Raw genomic sequence first — 22,144 nt, 5'->3', positions numbered from 1 at the left:
TGCCGACTTGCTGTCCTACCAGCAGGCCGGCTTTTAATTTGCCCAACTGATCCAGTAAGTCCCGCAAGTCCATTCAACTGTGATGCCTAGTTCTTCGAGCTCACGCATCTCATCAGGTCGAATGTCCTTGATCTTGATGAAATCTGCACCCGCATAGGTTGCGTTGCGGATAGCCGATGCAACGTTACTGGCATGTTGTCGCGCTTGTGCTGCGCGAGTGCTGTCTCGCAGTGCCTCTTTGGTAAACGAATCATCAAAAAGTTTCATTGATATTTCCTCCTAAGCATCCAGCCATTCGCTGACATGAGTGGCCAACCAATACACGATTGCACCGACAACAGCGCCGATGATCATGCTTGGTAAATCTATTGGAATTCCCATTTCTTTCTCCTTTAGCAAACATCACGATGTGTGAGAGCCTTCATTTGCTGATTGCAATTAAGTGATTGATGTCTGCTTTGCGAAAATAGAGTTTCTTACCAACGCGCTTGCACGGTAAACCATGCTTGCGCAAAATTTCGAGTGTTGACTTGGTGCCTTGCAGATACTGGATTGCGTGATCCTTATCGAGCCAATCGGCTGACAGGATGACAATTTCATCACGTAGCATTGCACGGATGATTCGGCCCAGCGCCTTAGCTAGTAGCGATTCCGCCAGCCTAATCACCTTCTTTCTTTTGGCCTCCCCTCGGCGGATAATGAATGCTGAAAGGAGATGATTATTGATGAACAAGATTTCAAATGAACAGATTGCACATGACTTAGCGATGAAAACATGGCTCGGTCAAGTGCGACATGAGCTTGAATCATATCCACCTGGTGAAAACGTAACTCCAGAAATTGGAGTTCAGATATACAAAAGTCTTTACAAGAATTACTTAGCAGCACTTTTGGACTGGGATAAGCCCGAGATGTAGACGCTTTGTTCTGATTGCTCTCGTCCAGTCGCAATGGATAAGAGCAATTTTTGAATATCCTCAACAGAGCCTTCAATCGTTAGCTTCATTTAGACAGCCTCCTTTTGTATAAACTTGTTGATAAAATACTGCTGGCCTTTTCCGGTTACCTTTGGGGTCTTCTGAACTGTTACATGGCCATCCGAGTGACTAATCGCCGTCTCTTTGACCTCGAACAGGCCTAGCTCCATCGCGCGTTGTGTCGGCGAGTTATAGTCAGCACCAATCCGTTTTATCAGATAGCCTTGCTCACGCATCCATGCGAACAACCGCTTCGCACCTATGTCAACGCCGTTCTGCTTGATCATCTTGGCAAGGTCACCGACCAAGATGGTTGTGTGACTTGTGGCAACTGCATCAGCGAAAAGTGCTTTTGGTTTCATCGCCTCGTTATCGGCCGTAAGTGCCGCTGTTTTGGCTTGTTCGTCCTTTAGCTGAGTTGCCAGCCGGATAATGAAGTCTGGATTGGTCAGCGTCTTCTCAATCGTTTCAGGCGTCATGTACGCGCCGTGCTTACGGATTGATGGAAGGACTTCCGACGTGACCCAATGCTTGAACTCTTTGGCGTTTGGCATCTTGCTTGATAGAACTAAGCTATACAATCCGGACTCGTTGATGACGGTCATCACTCGGTCCTGACCTGAGGTACTGATTTGGTACTTCAGCCTGTCTTCAGCGTCAACATGTGCATTGATGTCCCGGCTACCGTTTTGATAGCCAAGCACCTCGGCGACATCCTTACCAACAAACATTGGTTGATCGTCAACTAGCACGGTACGAATTGATTGCCCATGGAAATCGAATAGTTGCAGTTCGTTCATTTTGATTCCTCCTTTCTTAGTACTTCGGTTTTTCCGAAGTCGGTGACAAAAAAATATCGTTGACGCTAACACTTAAAGCGTCAGCTAATGATTCCAAAATTTCGTACCGAGCGTTGCGCAAAGCATTGATATCATGTTCGTAGCTGTAGATGGTTCGTTCGGAAACGCCACTGTCTTTGGCAAGACGTTTTACAGAAATATCTTGGACGGTACGCCACTGACGTAATGTAAGCTTGGCTTTAACTGGTTCAATCATCAACTGCACCCCCTTTCAATATCTACATCTTACATTTCGGTATTTCCGAAGTCAACAACAAATTTCGGAAATATCGAAAATATTTCGGAAATCTATTTCCGTTTTGCCGAATCAGTGATATACTCTACCTATAAGTTGAGGTGATAAAATGTTCCCGCAAAATTTAAAATATTTACGCAACTCTCGTGGCATGGATCAGGCAAAATTTGCTAAAGCAGTTGGAAAAAGTGTTTCAACAGTGAGCGAATGGGAAAGCGGAAAATACACTCCGAAAGCCGGTGTGCTAGCTGACATAGCCGCGTTATTTGATGTAAAACTCGATGATCTCATGTCTTCAGACTTAAGCGAACCAAGAATGTTTATCGCTCCAAAGCAAACAGCAATCGATAATGCACTTGACAGCATTCCGGGAATTCATTCATATCCATATATTCCAGCCGATATTTCAGCCGGCACACCAGAACGTGTGGACGCAATCATTCCTGACCAGCTCGAACAAGTAGCCGTGCCTGATGCGGTCATGGGTAAATGGGCAGGGCATACTGATATCAGCCTCATGCGCGCTAACGGCGAGTCGATGAACCGGGTAATACCAAATGGCTCACTTATCGGCGTTCGCAAGATTCAAGAAGTAAGCGAGCTTGATGACGGCGACATCGTGGTCTTCGACTGTGATGGCGATTATGCCGTTAAACGCTTTTACAATGACAAAGAACATCGGGCATATATTTTCCAACCAGATTCTGATAAGCCAAATTTCTTCCCCATCACCCATGGCTATGATGACGAAGATCTCGTCCACATTGTGGGGCGTGTGGTGATGTACGTAGTGGAGCTTTAATACCCGTCCTAGCGGCATGATCGTGCGAGCCGATCAACGGGCTTTACGTCCAGACCGGATTGACGTTAAAAGCTGAGGTAAACATTCTGGGGGAACTATTATGGCAAAGAAAAAAGTCGTTGGGGAAGACGGCAAAACGTACACCGTCAAGGTCAAGAAACCATTCTACAAGCGAGTCTGGTTCTGGATCCTGATCATCATCGTGGTTGCGGGTATCGGTGGTGCATTAGGTGGCGGCGGTTCGGATGACGACAAGTCTGCTGACAAGTCAAGTGATACAAAGACTAGCCAATCTGAATCAAGCAAAGCTTCATCAAGTAGCAAGAAGGACGATGGCAAGATAACCCGTGCCCAATTTGATGCAATCAAAATCGGTGATTTAATGAGCAGTGGTCAAGGCGGTTCTACGCTTGATGACTTAACCAAACAGTTTGGCAAGCCTTCCGACACAACCAGCAGTGAAGATAACGGTGTGAAAACTGATATCGATACGTGGACTAACGTTGTCGGTGGTTGGGGTGCGAATGTTATCGTCACCTTCACAGATGGTAACGCGGTTGCGAAGAACCTCACCGGCTTCAAGCTTTCTCGTAAACAAAAAATCAGCTTAGCTGACTTCAATGCATTTGCAAACGGCTTGAAGTATACCGACTTCACTGCAAAATGGGGTCAACCTGATTACTATGACGAAACTTTGATCGATGGCACAACCACAATCATCGCTGGCTACACGTCTGGTGTTAAAGGCGATTTCGGTGCCAATTTCAACGTCACGTTTGAGAACGGTGCGCTCACTGCCAAAACGCAATCAAGCATGAAATAGTTGTACAGCCTCCCCTAGCGGCGGACACGTGCGGGCCGTGTCGGAGGCATATCAGGAGGTGTATGCATGCACAAAACATCAAACATGACCGGGTGTATTTGGCTGTTCGTAATCCTATTCGGTATTGCTCTGCTGATTACCTACTGGTATGTATTTCTTGCTGTTGCCGTCCTCGGTGGAGCTCTTGGGTATTATGTTCACCAGAAACACAAGCAAGCTGCTGAGGCTGAAGCCAAACAAAATGCAAAGCGTGCTGAGGAAGAACGTCAGCAAGAAGTTGAAGATTCTAAAGTCGATCAGATTCGTCGATTCAAATAACTCTTTGATGAAGGTGCAATCACGCAAGCAGAGTTTGATCAGCAGAAACGCAAGATACTTGATGATGACAAATTTGAATTTTAATATATGAGGTCTTCATATGACTACAACTAAAACATTTAAAATAATCGCCATATCCGATGATCACACGGTAATCATAAATGCTGGTAAACGCGAAGGCATCACCACAAAGGATGCCTTCGATATATTGGATTCCGAAATTAAGCAACTTATCGATCCTGATACAAAAGAACTCTTAGACGAATTTCAACAAAAGAAGCAACGTGTTTACGTCCACTCTGTCCGCGACAAGTATTGTATCTGTGTTTCAAAATACAAGCAATCTGCTCTTGAATCCCAGATGATCACGAGTGTTACTAGCTCTTTGACTGAAGCGCTGCTTAATCCTGCCTCACGTTACGCAAAACGCGAAACAGTAGGAGAAAACCTGAATATTGATAAAGACGAAATTTCTGGAATTCTGAATGAATACAATCATTCTTTAGTCCACGTTGGTGATGTCGTCCAACTCGTTAACAAATAATAAGCTTTTGACTTTTAGGGGAGTATATGCCTATAATAAGGTACTTCGAAAGGCACCACGGTATGATGGTGCACGCAGAAACTCCCCGACAATCTCGTCGAGGAGTTTTTTCGTATGACGGAAAATAATGAAAAATTCGATAAACCGTTCGTGGACATCCCCGACTTGCTCTCACTTTTACAGTCTCGGGGAGTCAAAGTTACACATCCTGATGTCGCCGCCGGATTGCTTAGAGACTACGGTTACTATGGCTTGGTCAATGGATTTAAACGTGGCTTTCTAACTTCAGAATCCACTCACGATTCTGAAATTTACGAAGCTGGGACCTCACTGCTTGATATGGCTAGTCACTACTTAATCGATTCGCAGTTTCAGCAACTGTTTCTCACTTCGCTTTTTCCCATCGAGAATCAGTTTCGAACGCTAATTGGCTACGAAGTTGGTAAGGAATTTGGTGTTAATAATTATGGTCCTAATGACCCACACAATCCAGATCCAAGCGTCCCATCGTACTTAGACGTGAACAATTACACGGGTAAGACACGTAACAGTGTGATCGAATATATCCGTAGCCACGTCCTTACCAGCCTTGATGATCCAACTGCTTACTATAGAGAAAAGCACAACCATATTCCGCCTTGGATCATGATGTCAAATATGATGCTTGGCACAGCGGTGAAATATTATCGTATTTTGCCAGTACAACAGCGCGTTAATATTGCTCATGCCCTTCTACCTGCAAGTATTGGCACTAATGAGCAAGTGCTAGTAGCAAATGTTCTCTCAGCAATGGATGCATTGCGACAGTTTCGTAATTCTGCTGCTCATTCCAGCCCAATGTATCTCAACAAAGTAAACTACAAACGCAATGCATTGAGTGAGCCATCAAAGAAGTTCTTCTCAAAATTTGTTGGCAAAGACGTTTTTCGAGGCCTCAAGGGCTTTTGCGGGATCAACGATCTATTCGCAGCATTGTTCTTTATAATAGTTCTTACTCCTCAACCAGCGCGCCGTATCGCCTTTATGTTTCAGCTCAAAGAATTGGAACGCCAAAATGACACCAACACACTGCGAGATAATTATCAAAAGTATCTTAATCAAGCGGGTCTTCCAATTGATTACATCGCGAGACTAGAACTCGCAATGAATAACTTGCAATAAAATAAGCGCCTACCCCAAACTTTGGACGGTCACGGGCAGACACTAGGTAAGAACTCGCTCAATGAGTGGCCCTTTGTTTACTCAATTTTACCACTTAAGGAGGTGGTGCTACCAGCGTTATTACTAATCGATGTGTGAGAGCCTCGTGAAAGGTAAATACGCTATGGCAACTTATAAAAAATACAAATTGAAACCTAAAAAATCTATTGATGGTAAGACACTCAAACCAGAAGAAAGGTGGATGGTAAAAGGCTATCTTGGTATTGATCCCAAGACTGGCTTAGATAAATATACAACGCTACGCGGGTTTGAAACTAAACGATCTGCTGCTGATGCTTATGAAGACGCTGCTTATGAGTTCAAACATGGCACACACGAAAAGCTCACTAAACCTACAATCCGTGAAGCTTACGAAATGTGGTTTCCGCTTCACAAGGACCTGGTACGTCCTTCCACTCAACAAAGTATTCAGCAACAATTTAGGTTGCATATTTTACCAGAGTTCGGCGACTACTTCGTTGATCAGCTCACATTGCTGGATATCCAGCCGTGGCTGAATCGACTGAACCAGAAGTATAGAAGCGTCTCAGTCATATTCGGACGGCTGAAGCTACTCATGAAATTTTGTGGCAGCATGGGCTGGATCACCAACGACCCTACTTCAATGGCAACCGTGCCAAGAACCAATAAAGCCAAGAGCAATCATCCTGACAACAACTTCTACAGTATCGAGGAGCTGAACTTATTTTCGGCGGCACTTGATCGTGAAGCACAAACCGACGGGAAGCGAGGCATCGAACGCCTAGCCTTTTTCCGCGTGCTTATTTCAACAGGAATGCGCTGCGGCGAGGCCCAAGCATTGACTTGGGATGATGTTAACTTTTCTGCTAGAACAATTGACATTAACAAAACCGCGCTTCCCGATTACGGTGAAGGTGAACACGTTGGCGAACCCAAAACAAAAAATGCTTACCGCACACTAAAAGTGGGTGAAGACGTTCTTAGGGCACTGATGCTGTGGCGGAACAATTCTAAGCCGTCAGCCGATGGCAAGCGTTGGATCTTTGTCACCCAGTACGGAAAATGTAAACGTGTCGGACACGAGCTACCAAAGTATTGGATCAAGGGAATCTGTAAGCGAAATAATCTGCGTCGCATCACTTTGCACGGGTTACGCCACACCAAAGCCACACTGATGGTAGAAGCAAATATTAATCCCGCAGACATTGCTGGCACACTTGGGCACGCCAATCCGGAGTTCACAATGTCTTATTATGTGCACAATACACAAGACGGAATAAATAACGCTTCGGACGAATACGAAAAGCTCTTACAAAAAGTCATCTGGTCGAAATCTGGTCACAAAAATGAAAATTCTTTGAAAACCAGCGGTATGTAGGGCTTACAGACCAGTTTGACCGGTATTAGGTGTACTAGGAAGTTGCCAATTAATTGGCGTTTCGCCCATCGCCCTTAGAGCCGCGTTGGTTTGAGAAAACGGTTTACTTCCAAAAAAACCGCGATAAGCACTTAACGGACTCGGATGCGGCGACTGAATGATCGCATTCTTGGTGGTATCGATCACTTGCGCCTTGGCCCGCGCCGATGACCCCCACAGAATAAACACGACGCCGCCGCGATCAGACAAAGCAGCGATCGCCGCATCTGTCAACATTTCCCAGCCGCGATTGCGATGCGAATTGGCTTGCCCATCGCGCACCGTTAACACCGCGTTGAGCAACAACACCCCTTGCGTCGCCCAGGCTTTGAGATAACCATGGTTGACCGGCGGATAACCTAAATCATCTTGCAGCTCTTTGTAGATATTTTGCAAACTCGGCGGCAATTGCACCCCAGGCGCCACAGCAAACGAGCAGCCAATGGCTTGATTAGGCCCATGATATGGGTCTTGGCCTAAGATCACGACTTTGGTATCGGCAAAGCTGGTCCACTCGAACGCTTGAAAAATGTGGTGCATTTCCGGATAAATCGTGCGACTGGCGTATTCTTGCTTCAAGAATTGATGCAGCCTGGCATATTCTGGACTTTCAAACACCGGCTCAAGCACCGTTTGCCAATCATTATGAATGATCGTTTTCAATGTTATCCCTCCGGTTCTATACGATCTGCCCTTATTGTACACGGTACGCGTTTGGGTTTAAACATGGTACACTATGAATAGAACTCATCAAGAAAGGACAAACCCATGATCAAGCTGATCGCATCCGATATGGACGGTACCTTATTGAACGACGAGCTGCAAGTCTCTGCCGGCAATGCCGCGGCGATCCGCCGTGCGCAAGCCGCCGGCATCGAATTCATGGTCGCCACCGGCCGCGGACTTTCCGAAGCCCAACCGCTGTTGGCCACACACCAATTGCATACCGCTTTTATCACCTTAAACGGCGCACAAGTGTTTAACACCGCCGGCGAACTGGCGGTAGAAGCCGGCATCGCGCCGGATTTGACCCAATTGATCTTGCGCACTTTGCAAGAAGATGATTTGTATTTTGAATTGGTCACCAACCTGGGGATCTACTCCAACTCCCGGGTGCGCCGCATCCAAAACATTGCCGATGTGCTGGTGCGGCTCAACCCAGACACCAGCTATAAGATCGCTGTGGCCTTAGCAGCGGCGCGGCTGGAGCTGATGAATATCAATTATGTCGCCGATTATCAACAACTCATCGCCCAGCCTGATGTTAAGGTGTTAAAGGTGATTGCTTTTGCCCAAGGCGGCCAAGCAGCTTTAGCCCCGGCCCGCACAGTGCTTGAAAACACCGGGCAGCTGATCATCACCTCCAGTGCCGTTAACAACATTGAAATCAACGCCACAGCCGCGCAGAAAGGCTTGGCGCTGCAAGCATATGCCGAGAAGAAAGGCTATCACCTCAGTGAATGCATGGCCATCGGCGACAACCTCAATGATGAATCCATGATCACCATGGCCAAATACGGCGTGGCCATGGGCAATGCGATCGACCACATTAAGTCAATTGCCTGGTGGCTGACCGCCAAGAATACCGACGACGGGGTCGCTCAAGCGATCGACCGCGCCATCGCCATTAACGAAGGCAACTAAGCAAATCAGAAAGGAAGGCCTGCAATGCGCTATTACATTGATGCGCAGTCATTGAAAGACGCCGGCATGAGCGTCGTGAAAAACAGCGACTTCAAGCCGGTATATATCTTGAATGGACGGCATGGCCTTGCCAATGACGGTTTCATGTTGCACACCATTGCCGGTGGCGAACTCGGCGAGATCCGCCAGAAAACCGTGGGCTTATTCCCGCGTTATGATCTATACGTCGCCCGCCACAAAGTCGGCTCGGTGAAGAAGATGGCCGGCGTTTGGCGTGAATTCATCTTCGTGTCAGACTTGAATTGGATGATCATCGGCAACCTGCTAGCCAACCAATATCATATTTATCACGGCGTTAAATCGATCACCACCATCGCCGAAGCCGGCACCGCTTCAAACACAGTATTTAAGCTGGATATCCCCCGCCAAGATGATGTGGTGGCTGGATTATTGTTGGCGGCGATCTTAGACCGCTGGCGCCAAGTCCACAACGCCAACCCGTTGGCGCGCCATGACGACGTTGGCATCAGCTTTGGCATGTAATGCAAAATGCGGCAAGCACCCGATTAAGGCGCTTGCCGCATTTTGTTGTATTTAAACTGATTTGATCATATGGTTGTAGCGATGTGAACCGATCATCAACTCGCCGTTCTTCTTGAAGCCTTCGCGGCGGTATAAATGTTGGGCCCGCGGATTCACCTGATCCACGTTTAGGGATAACAGATGTTCCCCGCGCTTGGCGACGATCTTAGGAATCGCTTCCAGCAGCGCAGTGCCGACCCCTTGGCCTTGCGCACTTGGCGCCACCGCCAAAGTATCCACGTACCACTCACCGCGATAAGTTTCGACATCAGGAAACAACACCGCATCTTTGGGTAAGCCAAGTTTAGGCAGCAGCGGGGCAAATTCGTCATCGATGTGGGCTTCTTTCGCGTGGGGATAGCCCACCAGAATGCCATCGATTCCTGTGGCGCTTTCATGCACCACAGTTTGCGGCCAACCATAACGGTAATGTTTCAGCAAGAACGCTTGCTCGAACACGCGGTACAATTGGTCCTTGGCCATGCGCATCAACGCCGGGATCTCCATTTCTTCAAAAACAATATCGATCAGCGGCACACACGCAGCAGCATCATCAGGAGTTGCAGGTCGTATCATGGATAAATCGTCGCAACGCACCAAGCTTGCGACGAATCCCTCCATTCGTAAATCGCTTGGTCACGGCGCCAAAGTGGCGCATCTTTAGTCTACCATATCCAAGCAAACGGTGCTGAAGCCACCTTGGCATCTGCAAGACAAGCGGCTGGACACTAAATTTACCAGGTATACCAAAATGCTCTCTACGCCGCTAATCGCGGATGCGGCTGCAAGTTTACAAAATTCGTCAGACACGACAAATACACGATCAGCCGCTTGGCTATCGTGCACTTAGGCGGCAGGCTATGCTTGCTGATGCCTGCCTTGCGTATTGACTTAAGTACCCAGCAAATGCCGTGCATTTGCTGAGAATCCTATTACGTCCTGGGTTTGCCTGGGGTTTTATTGGACACAGGCTTCATCGCGACAGCGCGCTTGACGCTCTGGACGAGCGGGGTCACAACAAGTTTGCACTTGTTGCCAGATTGGCCCCGTTTGAGGTTTGGCGATCAGACAAGCTTGGCCTTCGCAAGTCTCCGCGCCCCCACATCCGCAGTGTTAAGATACCATACCCGAAGCATTAATGCAAGCGTTTTATTTAACATCTGCCATAAATTTTTAAAGCTTGATGCGGCAGCATATTTGCATCCCCTTAATGCGCATGCTAGACTGATTTGTTTAACGTTACCAATCTGTGGAGGTCACTCATGACAAGTGTGCGTTTTCTCAACGGTTTAACCACTAACGGCGGCAACATTGCAGAAATTGCCACCACCACCAGCCGCATCCTCACCGATTTCGGCGTGGCCGCCGACTTAAAAGGCGAAACCATCGACGCCGCGATGGCTTCTGGCAAGCTGCCGAATTTACCAGCGCTATTGCATAACACTCCTGACCAATTTCTTCATGAAGCGATCGTGATCACCCACTTGCATCGCGGCCACAGCGGTGCACTGCCTTATCTCAACAGTACCATCCCCGTTTACATGAGTCCGCAGTCACTGGCGCTGTATCAAGCGTTGGGCTTGCCGCTAACCAATAACCTTCACGCTTTGCCGCTTGAAACGCCGCTTGCAATCGGCGACTTGACCGTAACGGGCTTTGCCTCTGATCACAGCGAACCTGGCACCATGGCGGTGATGATCGAAGACCGTGAACATGCCTATTTAAATTCTGGCGATGTGCGCCTCAACGGGCCGCATGCCGATTGCGTGAAGCATTGGGTCCAAGTTGCCAAACAACGCCGCGTCAAGATGCTGTTGCTGGAAGCCACCGCCTTTGGTTCAGCTGCCCAACCGGCTGCGTTAACCGAAGCCGGCTTGCAACAAGCTTTTGCCCACCAGTTAGCGACAGTTGACGGCTTGGTGGCTTTTGACGCAGATGTGACCAACTGGGCACGCTTGGCGGCTTTTCAAACCACAGCCCACGCGCTGGGCCGCCAAGTGATTTGGTCAAAGCAAACCGCTCAGGTCCTGCAAGTCATGGCCAAGCTCGCCTTAGACTCGCCTGCAGCTGATTGGCGCGCGCATCCTCAACAGTATGTGATCGAAGCCGCAGCCGCTGCAAATGTCCCAATCAGCAAGTATGTGCAAACCAGCAGCACCCCGGCTTTGCTTAACGGGCCGATTTGTCGGCTGCAAGGGCAAGCGCATGCCACAGCTGACGAATTGATCACGTTGTGCAAACAGATCGCCCCGCAAATCGTGGTGCCTTGGCACACCAAAGCGCCTCAAGCCGCCGCTGACGCGCTTGACACTGCGACTTTGGCGGAAGTACTGCTGCCTGAGCGGGAGCTTTATTACACCGTGGATGTTGATTAATTTCAGAAAAATGCCTGACAATCACGATTTTACTTACCATTATTACGTGAAAAGTTGTATGGTTATAGGGTAACGTTTTAACGTGTGCCAGTTTCTGGCTGTAGCACATGCGTTTGAGGAGGCAATCATGTTAACAAAAAAGTTTTATTCCGAGATGTTCGCCCACTCCTTCAACATTCCAGTCAAAGTTGAATATTGGGACCATACGGAGCAGACATACGGCGATGGCCCGGTAGAGCTTACCATCATTTTCCACAAAGAGATCCCGCTTAAAGCCGTCATGAAGAATGCGTCTTTAGCCCTTGGTGAAGCTTACCAAAAAGGCGACATCGATGTCACCAGCACCATGCACCATCGGCCGTTGGAAACGCTGTTGACTGCAGCCTACGAATCCGCCGGCTCATTCATGAAGAACCCGGCTTTGCGCAAGTTCATGCCCAAGCAATCCCACTCGGAGAACAAGTCCAAACAAGACATCCACTCCCATTACGATATTGGCAATGACTTCTATCGTTTGTGGCTGGACAAGACCATGACTTATTCATGCGCCTACTTCGACGATTGGCACGACGATTTGGAAACCGCCCAGCGCAACAAAGTCGAACATATCTTGCGCAAGCTTCACCCGCAACCAGGCCGTACGTTCTTAGATATCGGCTGCGGCTGGGGCACGTTGATGTTAACTGCCGCCAAGGAATATCACTTGGACGTGGTGGGCATCACCTTGTCTGAAGAACAAGCGAAGTTTGTGCAGCAGCGCATCGACGAAATGGGCTTGCAAGACCACGCGCAAGTATTGTTGTGCGACTATCGCGAGCTCGACCACGAGCCTTTTGACTACATCACTTCAGTGGGGATGTTTGAACACGTCGGCAAAGAAAACCTCGGTTTGTACTTCAAAGACGTCGCCAAATTGCTTAAGCCAAATGGTTCCGCGTTGATCCATGGCATCACCCGGCAACAAGGCGGGGCTAATAACGCTTGGTTGAACACCTACATCTTCCCAGGTGGTTATGTCCCAGGTTTGGTAGAAAACGTTGAACATATCATCGACGCTGACTTGCAAATCTCTGACATGGAACCGCTGCGCCGCCATTATCAGCGAACCACTGAATTGTGGCGCAACAACTTCAACAACGTCCGCGAAGACGTGGTGCGCATGATGGGCATGGAATTCACCCGGATGTGGGACTTGTACCTGCAAGCCTGCTCGGCCAGCTTCGCTTCTGGCAACATCGACGTGATCCAGTTCCTGGTCACCAAAGGCGCTTCCGGCACTGGTTTGCCACAAACGCGCGAATACATGTACGAATAATAATAAAGGCTGAGACATAAAGCGGTTTTAGCCAATCACACAAGCGGCTCTGCACCGCGATTCAAAGTACGAATCGTGGTGCAGAGCCGTTTGTGTGACTTGGCGTTGCAAAATGTCTCGCGACTAGGTGACTTATGTCCTGACCACCTTTTCGTTAGATCAAGCGGTTTTGCAACCAGCGGGTACCATGGAAGCGCCAAGTGAAAATGGCGCCGCGGATCGCCCATTCGATGGTCATGATCACGGTGATGCCGATCAAGCCATACCCCAAGCGAATGCCGACGATATAGCCGCCGACCACTCGAAACAGCCACATCGAAAGCAGCGACACGATCGTGGTAAACTTGCCATCGCCTGCCGCCCGCAGCGCAGAAGGCTGAACAAAGGAGAAGGACCACACCAGAATATGCATAATCGCAAAGACAATGTAAATATGGAAAATATCTGGAATAATCGCCTTAGCCGGGCTGAACAACAAGATGCCTTTGTGAAAACTCAAGAACAAGATCCCATCGACTAACACGAAAGCACAAATCGCCAAGCCCAGAAACGATTTGGTGAGCTTGCGCGCATCTTGCACATTGCGCCTGCCGATACATTGTCCCACAATCGGCACCAGCGCCGTTTGTAAAGCCGCAGGGATGATTTCCGACAACTGGGTCCAAGACCCGGCAATGGCGTTGGTAACGATCACACTGGTGCCTAAGCCGACGATCATCATTTGGATAATGATCTTGCCGCCGGAAAAGAAGAACGATTCTGCCGCAAACGGTACCGCCACCAGCAGCACCTTCTTGATCATGCCCCATTCAATATGCCGCATGCTGGCCAACTTAAGCCGAAACAAGTCGCGATGCGAAATCAACATCCACACGGCAAAGCCAGACGCCAACCACCGCGATAAATTCAGCGAAATGATCATCCCCACCACGCCTAAATGCAACACCGTGATGAAAAGAATATTGAAGAGCAAATACAGCCCATTCATCGTCGACGACAAGATCAGCGAATTCTTCGTGCGCCCGATTCCGCGCAAACACCCGTTGGTTCCTTCAACAGTTGCTTCAAACGGATAACTGCACAACACCCCAAGCATGTATAACTTGGCATTGGCCATGACTGCCGGCTCTGCAGCGCCAAACAACAACCGCAAAATCGGCACATGCAGCACGCCAAAGATCAAGCTCAAGCAAATGGCCGCCAGCACTGTACCAAACACCGTGCCGTTAACCACTTTGCTAAGCATGTGCAGTTCTTTGTTGCCGAAATACTGCGAGATCAACACTGTGCCGCCTAAGCCGACTGCCACGAAGACTTGGATCAGCAACACATTGATCGACCCCACCAAATTCACCGCTGAAATCGCTGATTGGCCGGAATTGGAAATCATTGCCGTGTTTAAGAAATTGAAGGTGACCAAGAAGAATTGATCCGCCACCACCGGTCCCACCAAGGCAAACACGAAGCGGTAGTCAATACTTTCTCCAGAAAACCACCGCGTCAGAAACTTCTGCATAACGCCCTCCGTTCGTCTTTCAATAAATTACTCTATCGCTCACTCTAAAAGACTTTAATAAATAGTGCAAGAGGCTGACGGTCAACTGACGAAAAAAGCCAACCGGCAACTGCCGATCGGCTCATTCAGGCTACAAATTATCCACGCGGTTGATCGGTTTCTGGGCCAACCAAGCGTCAATGTTTTCGCGAATGATCTTAACTAAGCGCTGCCGCGTCTCTAAGCCTTTCCAGCCCATGTGCGGGGTAACGATCACATTATCCAGTGCAAACAGCGGACTGTCGGCAGCTAATGGTTCATGTTCTTGGACATCTAAACCGGCGCCAGCGATTTCATGCTTGCGCAACGCTGCCACAAGGGCTTGCTCATCCACCAACCCGCCGCGCGCTGTATTGATGAGAAACGCGCTTGGCTTCATCTTGGCCAAGGCCGCTTGATTGATCATATGCGCCGTTTGCGGCGTCAGCGGCAGATTCAGCGACACCACATCACTATTGGCCAATAAGTCATCAGCAGTGGTGAAATGCACCCCAGGCAAGTCGGCACGCTTGGTGCGCGTTGACACCAAGACCCTCATCCCCATCGCTTGGGCAATGGCGATCAAGGCTTGGCCAATATGCCCATAACCAAACACCCCTAACACCTTGCCGTTGAGTTCCACATGCGGCACCTGCAAGTGCTCGGTGAAGTTGCTGAAATCGTTCTTCGCCAACATTGCCAATTGCGTCTGCATGCTGCTGGCCAAGTTTAGCATCAACATCACCGCGGTTTGCGCCACGCGTTGCGTGCTGTAAGCCGGAATGTTGCACAAGGCGATTTGGCGCTTGCGCAAGGCAGCTAAGGTATAATTATTGTAGCCGGTGCCTGCTTCGATACACAGCTGCACACTAGCCGGCAACTGCGCAATCACCGCTTCAGGCATCGGCATTTCTTTGGTCACCACAATGTCGGCGTCTGCAGTGCGCGTTGCGATCAGCGCTTGCGGGGTTTGGTCATACACCGTCACGTCATCGCCTAGGCTGTTCCAGTCGATCTTGCCGTCAAAATTCACAGCGGCACCATTGAGTACTACGATTTTGGTCATCTTGCACCTCCTTGTTCATGATACCGCGCAGGCGGCGATCCTGCACTTATTTACATTGCCCGGGAAATAAATCAGTCGGACGACTAAAATACAGAATTACGGTATAACGCGCAAACAAAGGCGTATTGACGCATCAGTATCAAATCATACACTGATGGCATGTGCCACAAGTGTGCCACCTTAATTAAGTGAGACTGCCGTGTTTAAGCAGTCTTATTTTTTTAATTTCGTCCGCATCAGGTTTGACCGACTTGTTGCATATTTTCGTGTGCTTCCTGAATTCGTGCTAGCGCTCGTCGCCGCCTCTTGTTCACCCCCTGACTAGCTTTTCCGATGCGGCTACCAATTTCCATATCGTTTAGTTCAGAATAGTAGTATTGATACAACACCATCTTATCAACTATAGAAAGAGTTCCAACAGCCGCGGCAAGACGTTTATTTTCGATGAAGTCTTCGTTGAACAACTGAATAATAGGCCACGCAAGGTCTTAGGCTGGAAAACACCATCAGAAGTTTACCTGAGTAAAAAGTTGCACTTGAGTTGACAATTCTTCATAAAAAAGTGCCACCCCACCCAAGCGGTGACACCCTCGGTATTAGCCTCGTCCGTGAATTAACAGATATGGTACTCCGGCGAGCAGCACCAAAATGCCGATGATCAACGCCGCAATCAGTACCAGTCCGAACTGTTGCGGACCATCATGCCACCAACTCCGATGTTTTCTAAGCGCTTCAACATCTTTGCCATTCTCATATGCAAGAATTTCCTGGAAAGTCTTCACATCAGCTTTGCGCTTGAGGTACTCCAAGCGGATTCCTGGAATAAAGCTCAACAGTAAGGGCGTCCCTGGCAAGATAAAGTCCCAGGGCGTGGGCAAGAATAGCGCAGGTGCAACAAGAATAATTCCTAGGATCCAACAACCAACCATTAACTTCACGTTGCGGTATGACTCCTTTGTAAATACCTGTCTCTTCATCGCTGGTACATCTCCTTTGACTAATTCGTCTAGGGAGGTATCGAAAAGCACGCTCAGCATAAGCAGGTTCTCGATGTCCGGATAGTGCCGGTCGTTTCCCCAGTTAGAGATGGTCTGACGCGACACATAAAGCTTGTCAGCCAACTGATCTTGAGTCATACCCAACCGCTCTCTGCCTTTTTGAATCTGCTTACCAATTTGCATCTCTCTACCTCCGACTGCATTGTCTCAGGAACGGCTAAACACAGCTATCAAAAGGGTGTATAAGTCACGTCAAAACCCTTTTACGCGATACCGACACTGCGTAAAGCCCGTTAACGATCCGCCTTGCTCTGTGAAAGTGGCGCACGTTTGTATAACTATATCCAGATAAAACGAAACGTGAGCGCACAAAGGGCCGCAGGCTAGATGCCCACGGCTCTCCGTAACTCTTTGGAACAACCATCCGAATGTAACTTTGTACGCCGAAGTATGCTGCAAATTCACTGGAGTTTCGAAATCACCAATTGAACTGCTTTTTGATTCGGGAAAAACCTTGGATGGCTACCTTGGGTTAATTTCCATTCGGCTACACTATAAGTAGATCGTTTATGCTTGAACGTTGCCAATTGTTTAACCTGCTCAGCGTCATACCCACGTTCGTCATCTAGCTTCCACATCAAACTAAGCAGCACTTGAGTCTTTCTGCGTTGAAACAATACCGAAATAACAGAAACGGCCAATAAGACGCCAACAATCGTGATCACAAGTGACGTGTTCCAATTCTTTTCGACCGTTAATGGGAAAAGGATAATGAGAACTGTACTGCAATCGGCTGGACTTGAATCCCAAATGTTACTAGGGAGTACGAGTCCCGTAAATGCAACGGGTAGGCCTAAGGCAATATAAATATATCCAATTAAGGGGCTGTGTGTGCCAAAGATAAAGAATATTCCCATGCATACGCATGCATAATGCCAAGACCATATGAGATAAGTAACTTCTTGCAACCAGTCTTTTCAACTTGCTTACCCCGCATTCATCTTCATTTAATTTCCTCCAGTATGGAAATCAGTGAAGCTTGCTGTGGACTTCCAAAGCCACTCCAAAAGAAACCAGCGAGAGCCCAAGCATAAACATAGAATGGATAAAGGAATCGTGCTCTAAAATCGATCTTAACAAAAGAAGCAAGAAGCCAATTGTCGCAAAAAACGGAAAAGCAATCGCCACTTTGTACATAAAATGTTCTCGATTAGGTTTCATTTCCATGCCTCGCATGTTTGGCGTGAGGAACTCGGAAGCAGTACTCGGCTGTTTCACGTTATCTGGAACGTACGGCTAGGCGCGACTGTAGCGCGACTCGCCACGTGTGTTCGAGAATCCAGGCAATCAGTGCAATCTGCCAAGCCATATTAAATAGTGTACCTCCTATCCCGTGCGTCCAGAACTTTGCTCGACCAAAAATACGATATTGGAACGCTGATAGGACCACACCGATGATCAATGCAGCAAAAATCCCAAATTCCCAGCTCCAGCAGTGAATCTGTTTTGAGACGCCGAGAAAAGCTTCATCTGGTAACTTTTCGGTGACTTTACCCACACGCCTTTTTCGCAGGAACCAAACTAGCGGAAGTGCGTAGAGTCCCAACCATATGAGCAAGGCGCCACTCGCAGGAAGCAGTGAAAGCGGGATTACGAACGGTGAAAGACAAAACGCCAGTAACATACATGACGGAAGGAGCATTGCCCGCCATCCTAGGACAGAATCTGCGTGTGCCAGTGCTTCGTCGCTAAGCACTGGCAGACCAAAAATAAAACGATAACCCCACTTTTTCATCGAGTGTTCCCTTTCAATATCAATGGATTAGCTACTTGGCGTCTTTTCCTGAGGCCATAACAACCAGAGGCGTGTCACAAGTCATATTCCGCTTAGTTGAATTAAGTCGATTGCAGCATCACACGTTTGCGCGTAAACGGTCCTTTGTGCATTCGGATTAGCTACCTGACGTGCGGATCAATATGCTTCTCTTTGGCAAGATTGCGCACCTTGCATGAAGCGCCATAGTAGGCCAGCAACAATATATGCGAATCCAACGTCAGGTGTCAAATCTTTTTGTAGATTCATTTTCTATACCTCGCATGTTTGGTGTGAGAGAGTTCAGGAAGATGCTCGTCTGAATAATTGTAACCCCTTCCTATATGGTCTACAATCCAAATCAATCTACGTATATATATATGTTTCACATTCACATGTCGAAGTACACCAAGCAACGTCCAGCTCTTGTTACCATCAGATTCATCACACCAGAACCTTATCAGGCAGAGGCTAGCGGGGTGTTTGTTGCAATTTATGTTGGACTCCACACTTGGCCGCGCGACATGAATTGCCCATATAAATGGCGACAAGTCCCACTAAAGTAAAACCAGTGATTAAGATCCGCTTCCTTGAAGCGCAATGACGACATCCCCTAACTTTTTGATTTGTTCATCGTGAGTGACTAAAATAATCGTCTTTCCAGTCTGATTGAGCGTCATGATTTGATCCATGACTAAGTCACGATTAACCTGATCCAAGCTTCCGGTCGGCTCATCGGCCAACACCACGCTGCATTTTTTCATGAACAGCCGGGCTAAAGCGACTCGCTGCTGCTCCCCTCCAGAAAGGGTGTAAACTTTCTTTTGTTCGTAATCGGTTAAGCCAACTTTAGCCAATGCCGCAGCCATCGTGAGGTCTTCACGATATTTTGGCGCAATCATAGCCAAATTCTCCGCAACTGTTTTCTGTTCTACTAAAGCATAATTTTGAAATAGAAAACCTAATTTTTCGCGATAATCCCGTATGGCTTCTCGATTATTACTGAGATCCAACCCATCGAGCAGGACTTGACCCGAATCTATCGGCTCGATTCCCCCAATGATGTTCAATAATGTGGTCTTGCCACTACCACTACGACCGCTAAAGATCACAAACTGTCCCTGTTCAATCTGACAGGAGAACTGGTTGAAAATGACACGGTCACCAAAACTTTTAGTGATTTCTTTGAGTTCCAGCAATTTAGTTACCTCCTTTCAAGACTCGGGGAATGCTGATTCGTTCGTAATGACGAATAAAAAAGCTTATCGACAAACCCAAATTGATTAACACCACGACCAGCGCCATGGTCCCATACCAAAGCGAGAAATTGTAAAGGAATTGGTTGGCTAACACAAAAAGCAAACAACTGACACCTAACGCGGTGAGAACCAAAGTTAGTAGTCCACGATAACGCTGGAATAAGTTGCGGCCAAATATTTTACCAAGCGCGATCTCTACTGAGCGTGCTTTGAAATCTAAATGTAAGATTATTGTCAATGAAAAATTGAAAAGTATCAACAAGAGTAGGCTTAAAATCAGATTGATGACCAACAACAACATCTTATCAGCACGTTTTTCTGAGTAAATTGCCAAAACACTATGCTTATAGTGATATTGATTCTGATAACCAATTTGGCGTAAGAAACGTGCGAAGTCATCTGAATGATGAAACTTAACCAAGGAATCAAAGACATGAAAACCAGAAAACTGCAAAGGGTTCTGGCCGGAAGCGGGCAGATGATCGTGAGTATCAAGTAGAATGACTGGATTACGGTGCACATTATCTGCAAGATTAGCCATATTGATATCATGAACAACGAAGCGGTATGATTTATTCAGCTGGTGAACCTGACAATTATATTTGGTCAAATGAACATTTGGGAGCAGATTGTTGATGGTATCCTCCGATTTAGAATCACCATTACCAAAAAGATGCCGTTCTTGTAGTTCGCGTAATGAATACTGCGAAATTAAGTAAAATCGATTAGCAGCAAAGTCGCCTGGATCAAGTCCGATTTGGCGTAAATCAGTCTTAGCATACTTGTTCAAATACACGAAGCTTTCTGATTGATCAATACGACTAGATGCAGAACCGCCATTGTGACCGAAATCAAAGGCTAGGTGCATTTGATAACGATCCAGATTCTGATTATAGAACTCAATAGCGTGTGCTTGATCAGTTTGCGGATTTGTCTTAGCGGTAAAATCTTTGAAAATAAAATAGACATTATCGTAATCTGCAAACCGCTGCCAGCTCTCCCCTTGCCGGATCGTTTCTGCTGCGTCTGCCATATTCTTAAAACTATAGTTGAGGGTAACCAGCAAGGTGATGATTGTCAAAAATAGTGTTGCAAAATTCAGAATTTGGTAACTGCGTGGGTAATAGCTTAAAGCGAAAGTTTCCTTAAGCTTGAGGTGCCGTAATTTTAGAAACAACATATCCGAACATATGATCAACAAGCTGATTGCTAATAGTGACCAAAGCCAAAACTTTTGAGCGGTTGTGACAGACATTGCCAGTAACACCCCAGTCCCAGCGCTGATAATCATCAGCAATGAATTTTTCCGTATTAGTGGTCGAATAATTTGGGGGAAATCAGCACCGTTCAAGTAGCGGATCAGCGTTTCTTTTCGTAAGCGAGCAACCTCAAAAAAGGTGCTGAGCAAGACGACGCTAGCAGCTAAAAGCCATGCAGCAAGAATCAATCCTAGCGCATCAGATTTGTAGCGGTTAGGTTGAGGACGGCTCAAACCATATTGATCAATCAACCGTTGGCGTAATTTATTAACATTCGACTGACTGCCAAAAGCAAAGTATGACATCTTGCGATAATTTGATTTGACCGTTCGTTGCTTAAAAGGCTTGAAAACCACTTGACGGCTACCGTTCAGCAGTGAATTAACGTGGTTATTATCGTGGTAGAGTTGCAAACGCTGTTGCATGAATCTTTTGTTTTCTTCAAACGTATAGATTGTGTACTTGGCGGATTGCTTGCCCGTCACTTCATAATCAACCACAAATACTTTTAAATTAAGCTGACGACTTTGCTTTGCCAAATCCCGTTCATAAGCTGATTCCTGTTGACGAGTGACCCCAGCGGTAAACTGATAATCACTGCTGTTTGCCTGACCATCTAAGTGGAAAATATATGCATCGCCGATAATAATGAAGACAATCCAAAACAGAATGGTTAGAGAGGTAAGCTTTCGCCAATTTAGGTCTACTTTAATGACACACACCTTCTTACAGTTGTATTGAGCTTACTAGTAACTTAGGATGCTTGACAATCAAAAAGGCCAAGTCAGTAAGACCCGGTCCAATAGTCTTTATAGGCGTTACCAATCACAACCTGTCGACGCGCGCTTTATACCAACTCGATTTCAAACAAAAGCGGCAAATAATTCCAGACACGGGCAGCCGGCTGTCAAGGGCGGTTTTGAAATGCAGGTTTATGGCGGTTTAAAAATGTAGGTTTTAGGCGGTCAACCAGCACCTTTCAGGCGGTATGACTTCCCTGTGATCTTCACCACGTGTACATGGTGAACTAGACGGTCCAGGATTGCCGCAGTCACAGTTGGGTTCTGGAAGATTTCTACCCAGCCGGATAAGTCGGTGTTGCTGGTGATGATGGTTGAGTGTTTCTCATACCTTGCATTGA

Annotated in this window: 25 protein-coding genes and 2 pseudogenes; 11 read left to right on the top strand and 16 right to left on the bottom strand. The window is 47.4% G+C overall.

The genetic code is table 11. From position 1 onward, the window contains the following. Nucleotides 1–33: 33 nt before the first annotated feature. The 5 genes from ACGG90_RS13075 to ACGG90_RS13055 all read right to left on the bottom strand — a co-directional run bounded on the left by ACGG90_RS13075 (nucleotide 34) and on the right by ACGG90_RS13055 (nucleotide 2,033). A complete protein-coding gene (locus ACGG90_RS13075) occupies nucleotides 34–267 on the bottom strand; it encodes a hypothetical protein (protein ID WP_390410086.1) in 234 nt (77 codons plus the stop codon). 154 nt (nucleotides 268–421) lie between these two features. Further along, the gene (locus ACGG90_RS13070; RefSeq protein ID WP_390410085.1) at nucleotides 422–733 is read right to left on the bottom strand and encodes a hypothetical protein; all 312 of its coding nucleotides are present in this window, start codon (nucleotides 731–733) and stop codon (nucleotides 422–424) included. Between the two features lie 141 nt (nucleotides 734–874). Next, complete coding sequence (locus tag ACGG90_RS13065; RefSeq protein WP_390410084.1) at nucleotides 875–1,006, bottom strand: hypothetical protein; 132 nt, start codon at nucleotides 1,004–1,006, stop codon at nucleotides 875–877. Next, a complete protein-coding gene (locus tag ACGG90_RS13060; protein ID WP_390410082.1) occupies nucleotides 1,007–1,777 on the bottom strand; it encodes a phage antirepressor in 771 nt (256 codons plus the stop codon). Between the two features lie 16 nt (nucleotides 1,778–1,793). Then, nucleotides 1,794–2,033, bottom strand: coding sequence for a helix-turn-helix domain-containing protein (locus tag ACGG90_RS13055; RefSeq protein WP_390410080.1), 240 nt, complete (start codon nucleotides 2,031–2,033; stop codon nucleotides 1,794–1,796). A 148-nt stretch (nucleotides 2,034–2,181) separates the two neighbouring features. On the opposite strand from ACGG90_RS13055, the gene ACGG90_RS13050 reads away from it, so the two are divergent. The 7 genes and pseudogenes from ACGG90_RS13050 to ACGG90_RS13020 all read left to right on the top strand — a co-directional run bounded on the left by ACGG90_RS13050 (nucleotide 2,182) and on the right by ACGG90_RS13020 (nucleotide 7,119). Next, a complete protein-coding gene (locus tag ACGG90_RS13050) occupies nucleotides 2,182–2,874 on the top strand; it encodes a helix-turn-helix domain-containing protein (protein ID WP_390410078.1) in 693 nt (230 codons plus the stop codon). Nucleotides 2,875–2,974: 100 nt separating this feature from the next. Continuing rightward, complete coding sequence (locus ACGG90_RS13045; RefSeq protein WP_390410077.1) at nucleotides 2,975–3,697, top strand: DUF3862 domain-containing protein; 723 nt, start codon at nucleotides 2,975–2,977, stop codon at nucleotides 3,695–3,697. A 66-nt stretch (nucleotides 3,698–3,763) separates the two neighbouring features. Continuing rightward, nucleotides 3,764–4,015 carry a hypothetical protein gene (locus tag ACGG90_RS13040; protein ID WP_390410075.1) on the top strand — a complete coding sequence of 84 codons (252 nt, stop codon included), beginning with the start codon at nucleotides 3,764–3,766 and terminating at the stop codon, nucleotides 4,013–4,015. A 3-nt stretch (nucleotides 4,016–4,018) separates the two neighbouring features. Next, nucleotides 4,019–4,099 (top strand): annotated as a pseudogene (locus ACGG90_RS13035) (SHOCT domain-containing protein); the annotation flags it as partial. Nucleotides 4,100–4,115: 16 nt separating this feature from the next. After that, nucleotides 4,116–4,559: a hypothetical protein gene (locus ACGG90_RS13030; RefSeq protein WP_390410074.1), complete on the top strand. Its 444-nt coding sequence runs from the start codon at nucleotides 4,116–4,118 to the stop codon at nucleotides 4,557–4,559. A gap of 114 nt (nucleotides 4,560–4,673) precedes the next feature. Further along, the gene (locus ACGG90_RS13025; RefSeq protein ID WP_390410072.1) at nucleotides 4,674–5,720 is read left to right on the top strand and encodes an Abi family protein; all 1,047 of its coding nucleotides are present in this window, start codon (nucleotides 4,674–4,676) and stop codon (nucleotides 5,718–5,720) included. 163 nt (nucleotides 5,721–5,883) lie between these two features. After that, complete coding sequence (locus ACGG90_RS13020) at nucleotides 5,884–7,119, top strand: tyrosine-type recombinase/integrase (protein WP_390410070.1); 1,236 nt, start codon at nucleotides 5,884–5,886, stop codon at nucleotides 7,117–7,119. 3 nt (nucleotides 7,120–7,122) lie between these two features. On the opposite strand, the gene ACGG90_RS13015 is transcribed toward ACGG90_RS13020, so the two are convergent. Continuing rightward, nucleotides 7,123–7,821, bottom strand: a complete 699-nt coding sequence (locus ACGG90_RS13015) for a uracil-DNA glycosylase (RefSeq protein ID WP_390410069.1) — start codon at nucleotides 7,819–7,821, stop codon at nucleotides 7,123–7,125. Between the two features lie 105 nt (nucleotides 7,822–7,926). Between ACGG90_RS13015 and ACGG90_RS13010 the strand changes: the two genes are divergently transcribed. Both ACGG90_RS13010 and ACGG90_RS13005 read left to right on the top strand, forming a co-directional pair. Then, nucleotides 7,927–8,802 carry a Cof-type HAD-IIB family hydrolase gene (locus ACGG90_RS13010; protein WP_390410067.1) on the top strand — a complete coding sequence of 292 codons (876 nt, stop codon included), beginning with the start codon at nucleotides 7,927–7,929 and terminating at the stop codon, nucleotides 8,800–8,802. Nucleotides 8,803–8,826: 24 nt separating this feature from the next. Next, entirely contained in the window at nucleotides 8,827–9,345 is a 519-nt protein-coding gene (locus ACGG90_RS13005) for a hypothetical protein (protein ID WP_390410065.1), read from the top strand. A 51-nt stretch (nucleotides 9,346–9,396) separates the two neighbouring features. On the opposite strand, the gene ACGG90_RS13000 is transcribed toward ACGG90_RS13005, so the two are convergent. Beyond that, a complete protein-coding gene (locus ACGG90_RS13000; protein WP_390410063.1) occupies nucleotides 9,397–9,960 on the bottom strand; it encodes a GNAT family N-acetyltransferase in 564 nt (187 codons plus the stop codon). Between the two features lie 686 nt (nucleotides 9,961–10,646). Between ACGG90_RS13000 and ACGG90_RS12995 the strand changes: the two genes are divergently transcribed. Together ACGG90_RS12995 and ACGG90_RS12990 are read left to right on the top strand one after the other, a co-directional pair. Beyond that, nucleotides 10,647–11,759: an MBL fold metallo-hydrolase gene (locus ACGG90_RS12995; RefSeq protein WP_390410061.1), complete on the top strand. Its 1,113-nt coding sequence runs from the start codon at nucleotides 10,647–10,649 to the stop codon at nucleotides 11,757–11,759. Between the two features lie 127 nt (nucleotides 11,760–11,886). After that, the gene (locus tag ACGG90_RS12990) at nucleotides 11,887–13,074 is read left to right on the top strand and encodes a class I SAM-dependent methyltransferase (protein WP_390410059.1); all 1,188 of its coding nucleotides are present in this window, start codon (nucleotides 11,887–11,889) and stop codon (nucleotides 13,072–13,074) included. Between the two features lie 154 nt (nucleotides 13,075–13,228). Here the strand turns inward: ACGG90_RS12990 and ACGG90_RS12985 are convergent, their stop codons facing one another. From ACGG90_RS12985 to ACGG90_RS12945, 9 genes and pseudogenes are all read right to left on the bottom strand, one after another. Beyond that, on the bottom strand, nucleotides 13,229–14,590 hold the full coding sequence (locus ACGG90_RS12985) for an MATE family efflux transporter (protein WP_390410057.1): 1,362 nt from the start codon (nucleotides 14,588–14,590) through the stop codon (nucleotides 13,229–13,231). Nucleotides 14,591–14,720: 130 nt separating this feature from the next. Continuing rightward, on the bottom strand, nucleotides 14,721–15,674 hold the full coding sequence (locus ACGG90_RS12980; protein ID WP_390410056.1) for an NAD(P)-dependent oxidoreductase: 954 nt from the start codon (nucleotides 15,672–15,674) through the stop codon (nucleotides 14,721–14,723). A gap of 236 nt (nucleotides 15,675–15,910) precedes the next feature. Continuing rightward, nucleotides 15,911–16,129 (bottom strand): annotated as a pseudogene (locus ACGG90_RS12975) (sigma-70 family RNA polymerase sigma factor); the annotation flags it as partial. 141 nt (nucleotides 16,130–16,270) lie between these two features. Continuing rightward, on the bottom strand, nucleotides 16,271–16,855 hold the full coding sequence (locus ACGG90_RS12970; RefSeq protein WP_390410055.1) for a helix-turn-helix domain-containing protein: 585 nt from the start codon (nucleotides 16,853–16,855) through the stop codon (nucleotides 16,271–16,273). A 278-nt stretch (nucleotides 16,856–17,133) separates the two neighbouring features. After that, nucleotides 17,134–17,397, bottom strand: coding sequence for a hypothetical protein (locus ACGG90_RS12965; protein WP_390410053.1), 264 nt, complete (start codon nucleotides 17,395–17,397; stop codon nucleotides 17,134–17,136). A 554-nt stretch (nucleotides 17,398–17,951) separates the two neighbouring features. Beyond that, nucleotides 17,952–18,467, bottom strand: a complete 516-nt coding sequence (locus ACGG90_RS12960; protein WP_390410051.1) for a hypothetical protein — start codon at nucleotides 18,465–18,467, stop codon at nucleotides 17,952–17,954. A 593-nt stretch (nucleotides 18,468–19,060) separates the two neighbouring features. Next, the gene (locus ACGG90_RS12955; protein ID WP_390410049.1) at nucleotides 19,061–19,684 is read right to left on the bottom strand and encodes an ATP-binding cassette domain-containing protein; all 624 of its coding nucleotides are present in this window, start codon (nucleotides 19,682–19,684) and stop codon (nucleotides 19,061–19,063) included. A 1-nt stretch (nucleotide 19,685) separates the two neighbouring features. Further along, a complete protein-coding gene (locus tag ACGG90_RS12950; RefSeq protein WP_390410047.1) occupies nucleotides 19,686–21,725 on the bottom strand; it encodes a hypothetical protein in 2,040 nt (679 codons plus the stop codon). A gap of 243 nt (nucleotides 21,726–21,968) precedes the next feature. After that, the coding region (locus tag ACGG90_RS12945; protein WP_390409644.1) for an ATP-binding protein at nucleotides 21,969–22,144 on the bottom strand (176 nt) is incomplete at its 5' end.

The sequence above is a fragment of the Lacticaseibacillus jixiensis genome (genome assembly GCF_042847315.1).
Lineage (GTDB): Bacteria > Bacillota > Bacilli > Lactobacillales > Lactobacillaceae > Lacticaseibacillus > Lacticaseibacillus jixiensis.
The sequence above is the reverse complement of the archived record's forward strand: the minus strand, read 5'-3'. Positions and strand labels throughout refer to the sequence as shown.

Excerpts from the sequence above, each read along its gene's own strand:
- ACGG90_RS13075 (WP_390410086.1), bottom strand. The coding sequence starts at position 267 with ATGAAACTTTTTGATGATTCGTTTACCAAAGAGGCACTGCGAGACAGC.
- ACGG90_RS12990 (WP_390410059.1), top strand. The coding sequence starts at position 11,887 with ATGTTAACAAAAAAGTTTTATTCCGAGATGTTCGCCCACTCCTTCAAC.
- ACGG90_RS13060 (WP_390410082.1), bottom strand. The coding sequence starts at position 1,777 with ATGAACGAACTGCAACTATTCGATTTCCATGGGCAATCAATTCGTACC.
- ACGG90_RS12970 (WP_390410055.1), bottom strand. The coding sequence starts at position 16,855 with ATGCAAATTGGTAAGCAGATTCAAAAAGGCAGAGAGCGGTTGGGTATG.
- ACGG90_RS13065 (WP_390410084.1), bottom strand. The coding sequence starts at position 1,006 with ATGAAGCTAACGATTGAAGGCTCTGTTGAGGATATTCAAAAATTGCTC.
- ACGG90_RS13045 (WP_390410077.1), top strand. The coding sequence starts at position 2,975 with ATGGCAAAGAAAAAAGTCGTTGGGGAAGACGGCAAAACGTACACCGTC.
- ACGG90_RS13005 (WP_390410065.1), top strand. The coding sequence starts at position 8,827 with ATGCGCTATTACATTGATGCGCAGTCATTGAAAGACGCCGGCATGAGC.
- ACGG90_RS13025 (WP_390410072.1), top strand. The coding sequence starts at position 4,674 with ATGACGGAAAATAATGAAAAATTCGATAAACCGTTCGTGGACATCCCC.
- ACGG90_RS13000 (WP_390410063.1), bottom strand. The coding sequence starts at position 9,960 with ATGATACGACCTGCAACTCCTGATGATGCTGCTGCGTGTGTGCCGCTG.
- ACGG90_RS13020 (WP_390410070.1), top strand. The coding sequence starts at position 5,884 with ATGGCAACTTATAAAAAATACAAATTGAAACCTAAAAAATCTATTGAT.
- ACGG90_RS12980 (WP_390410056.1), bottom strand. The coding sequence starts at position 15,674 with ATGACCAAAATCGTAGTACTCAATGGTGCCGCTGTGAATTTTGACGGC.
- ACGG90_RS13055 (WP_390410080.1), bottom strand. The coding sequence starts at position 2,033 with ATGATTGAACCAGTTAAAGCCAAGCTTACATTACGTCAGTGGCGTACC.
- ACGG90_RS12985 (WP_390410057.1), bottom strand. The coding sequence starts at position 14,590 with ATGCAGAAGTTTCTGACGCGGTGGTTTTCTGGAGAAAGTATTGACTAC.
- ACGG90_RS13040 (WP_390410075.1), top strand. The coding sequence starts at position 3,764 with ATGCACAAAACATCAAACATGACCGGGTGTATTTGGCTGTTCGTAATC.
- ACGG90_RS12995 (WP_390410061.1), top strand. The coding sequence starts at position 10,647 with ATGACAAGTGTGCGTTTTCTCAACGGTTTAACCACTAACGGCGGCAAC.
- ACGG90_RS12960 (WP_390410051.1), bottom strand. The coding sequence starts at position 18,467 with ATGAAAAAGTGGGGTTATCGTTTTATTTTTGGTCTGCCAGTGCTTAGC.
- ACGG90_RS13030 (WP_390410074.1), top strand. The coding sequence starts at position 4,116 with ATGACTACAACTAAAACATTTAAAATAATCGCCATATCCGATGATCAC.
- ACGG90_RS13010 (WP_390410067.1), top strand. The coding sequence starts at position 7,927 with ATGATCAAGCTGATCGCATCCGATATGGACGGTACCTTATTGAACGAC.
- ACGG90_RS13050 (WP_390410078.1), top strand. The coding sequence starts at position 2,182 with ATGTTCCCGCAAAATTTAAAATATTTACGCAACTCTCGTGGCATGGAT.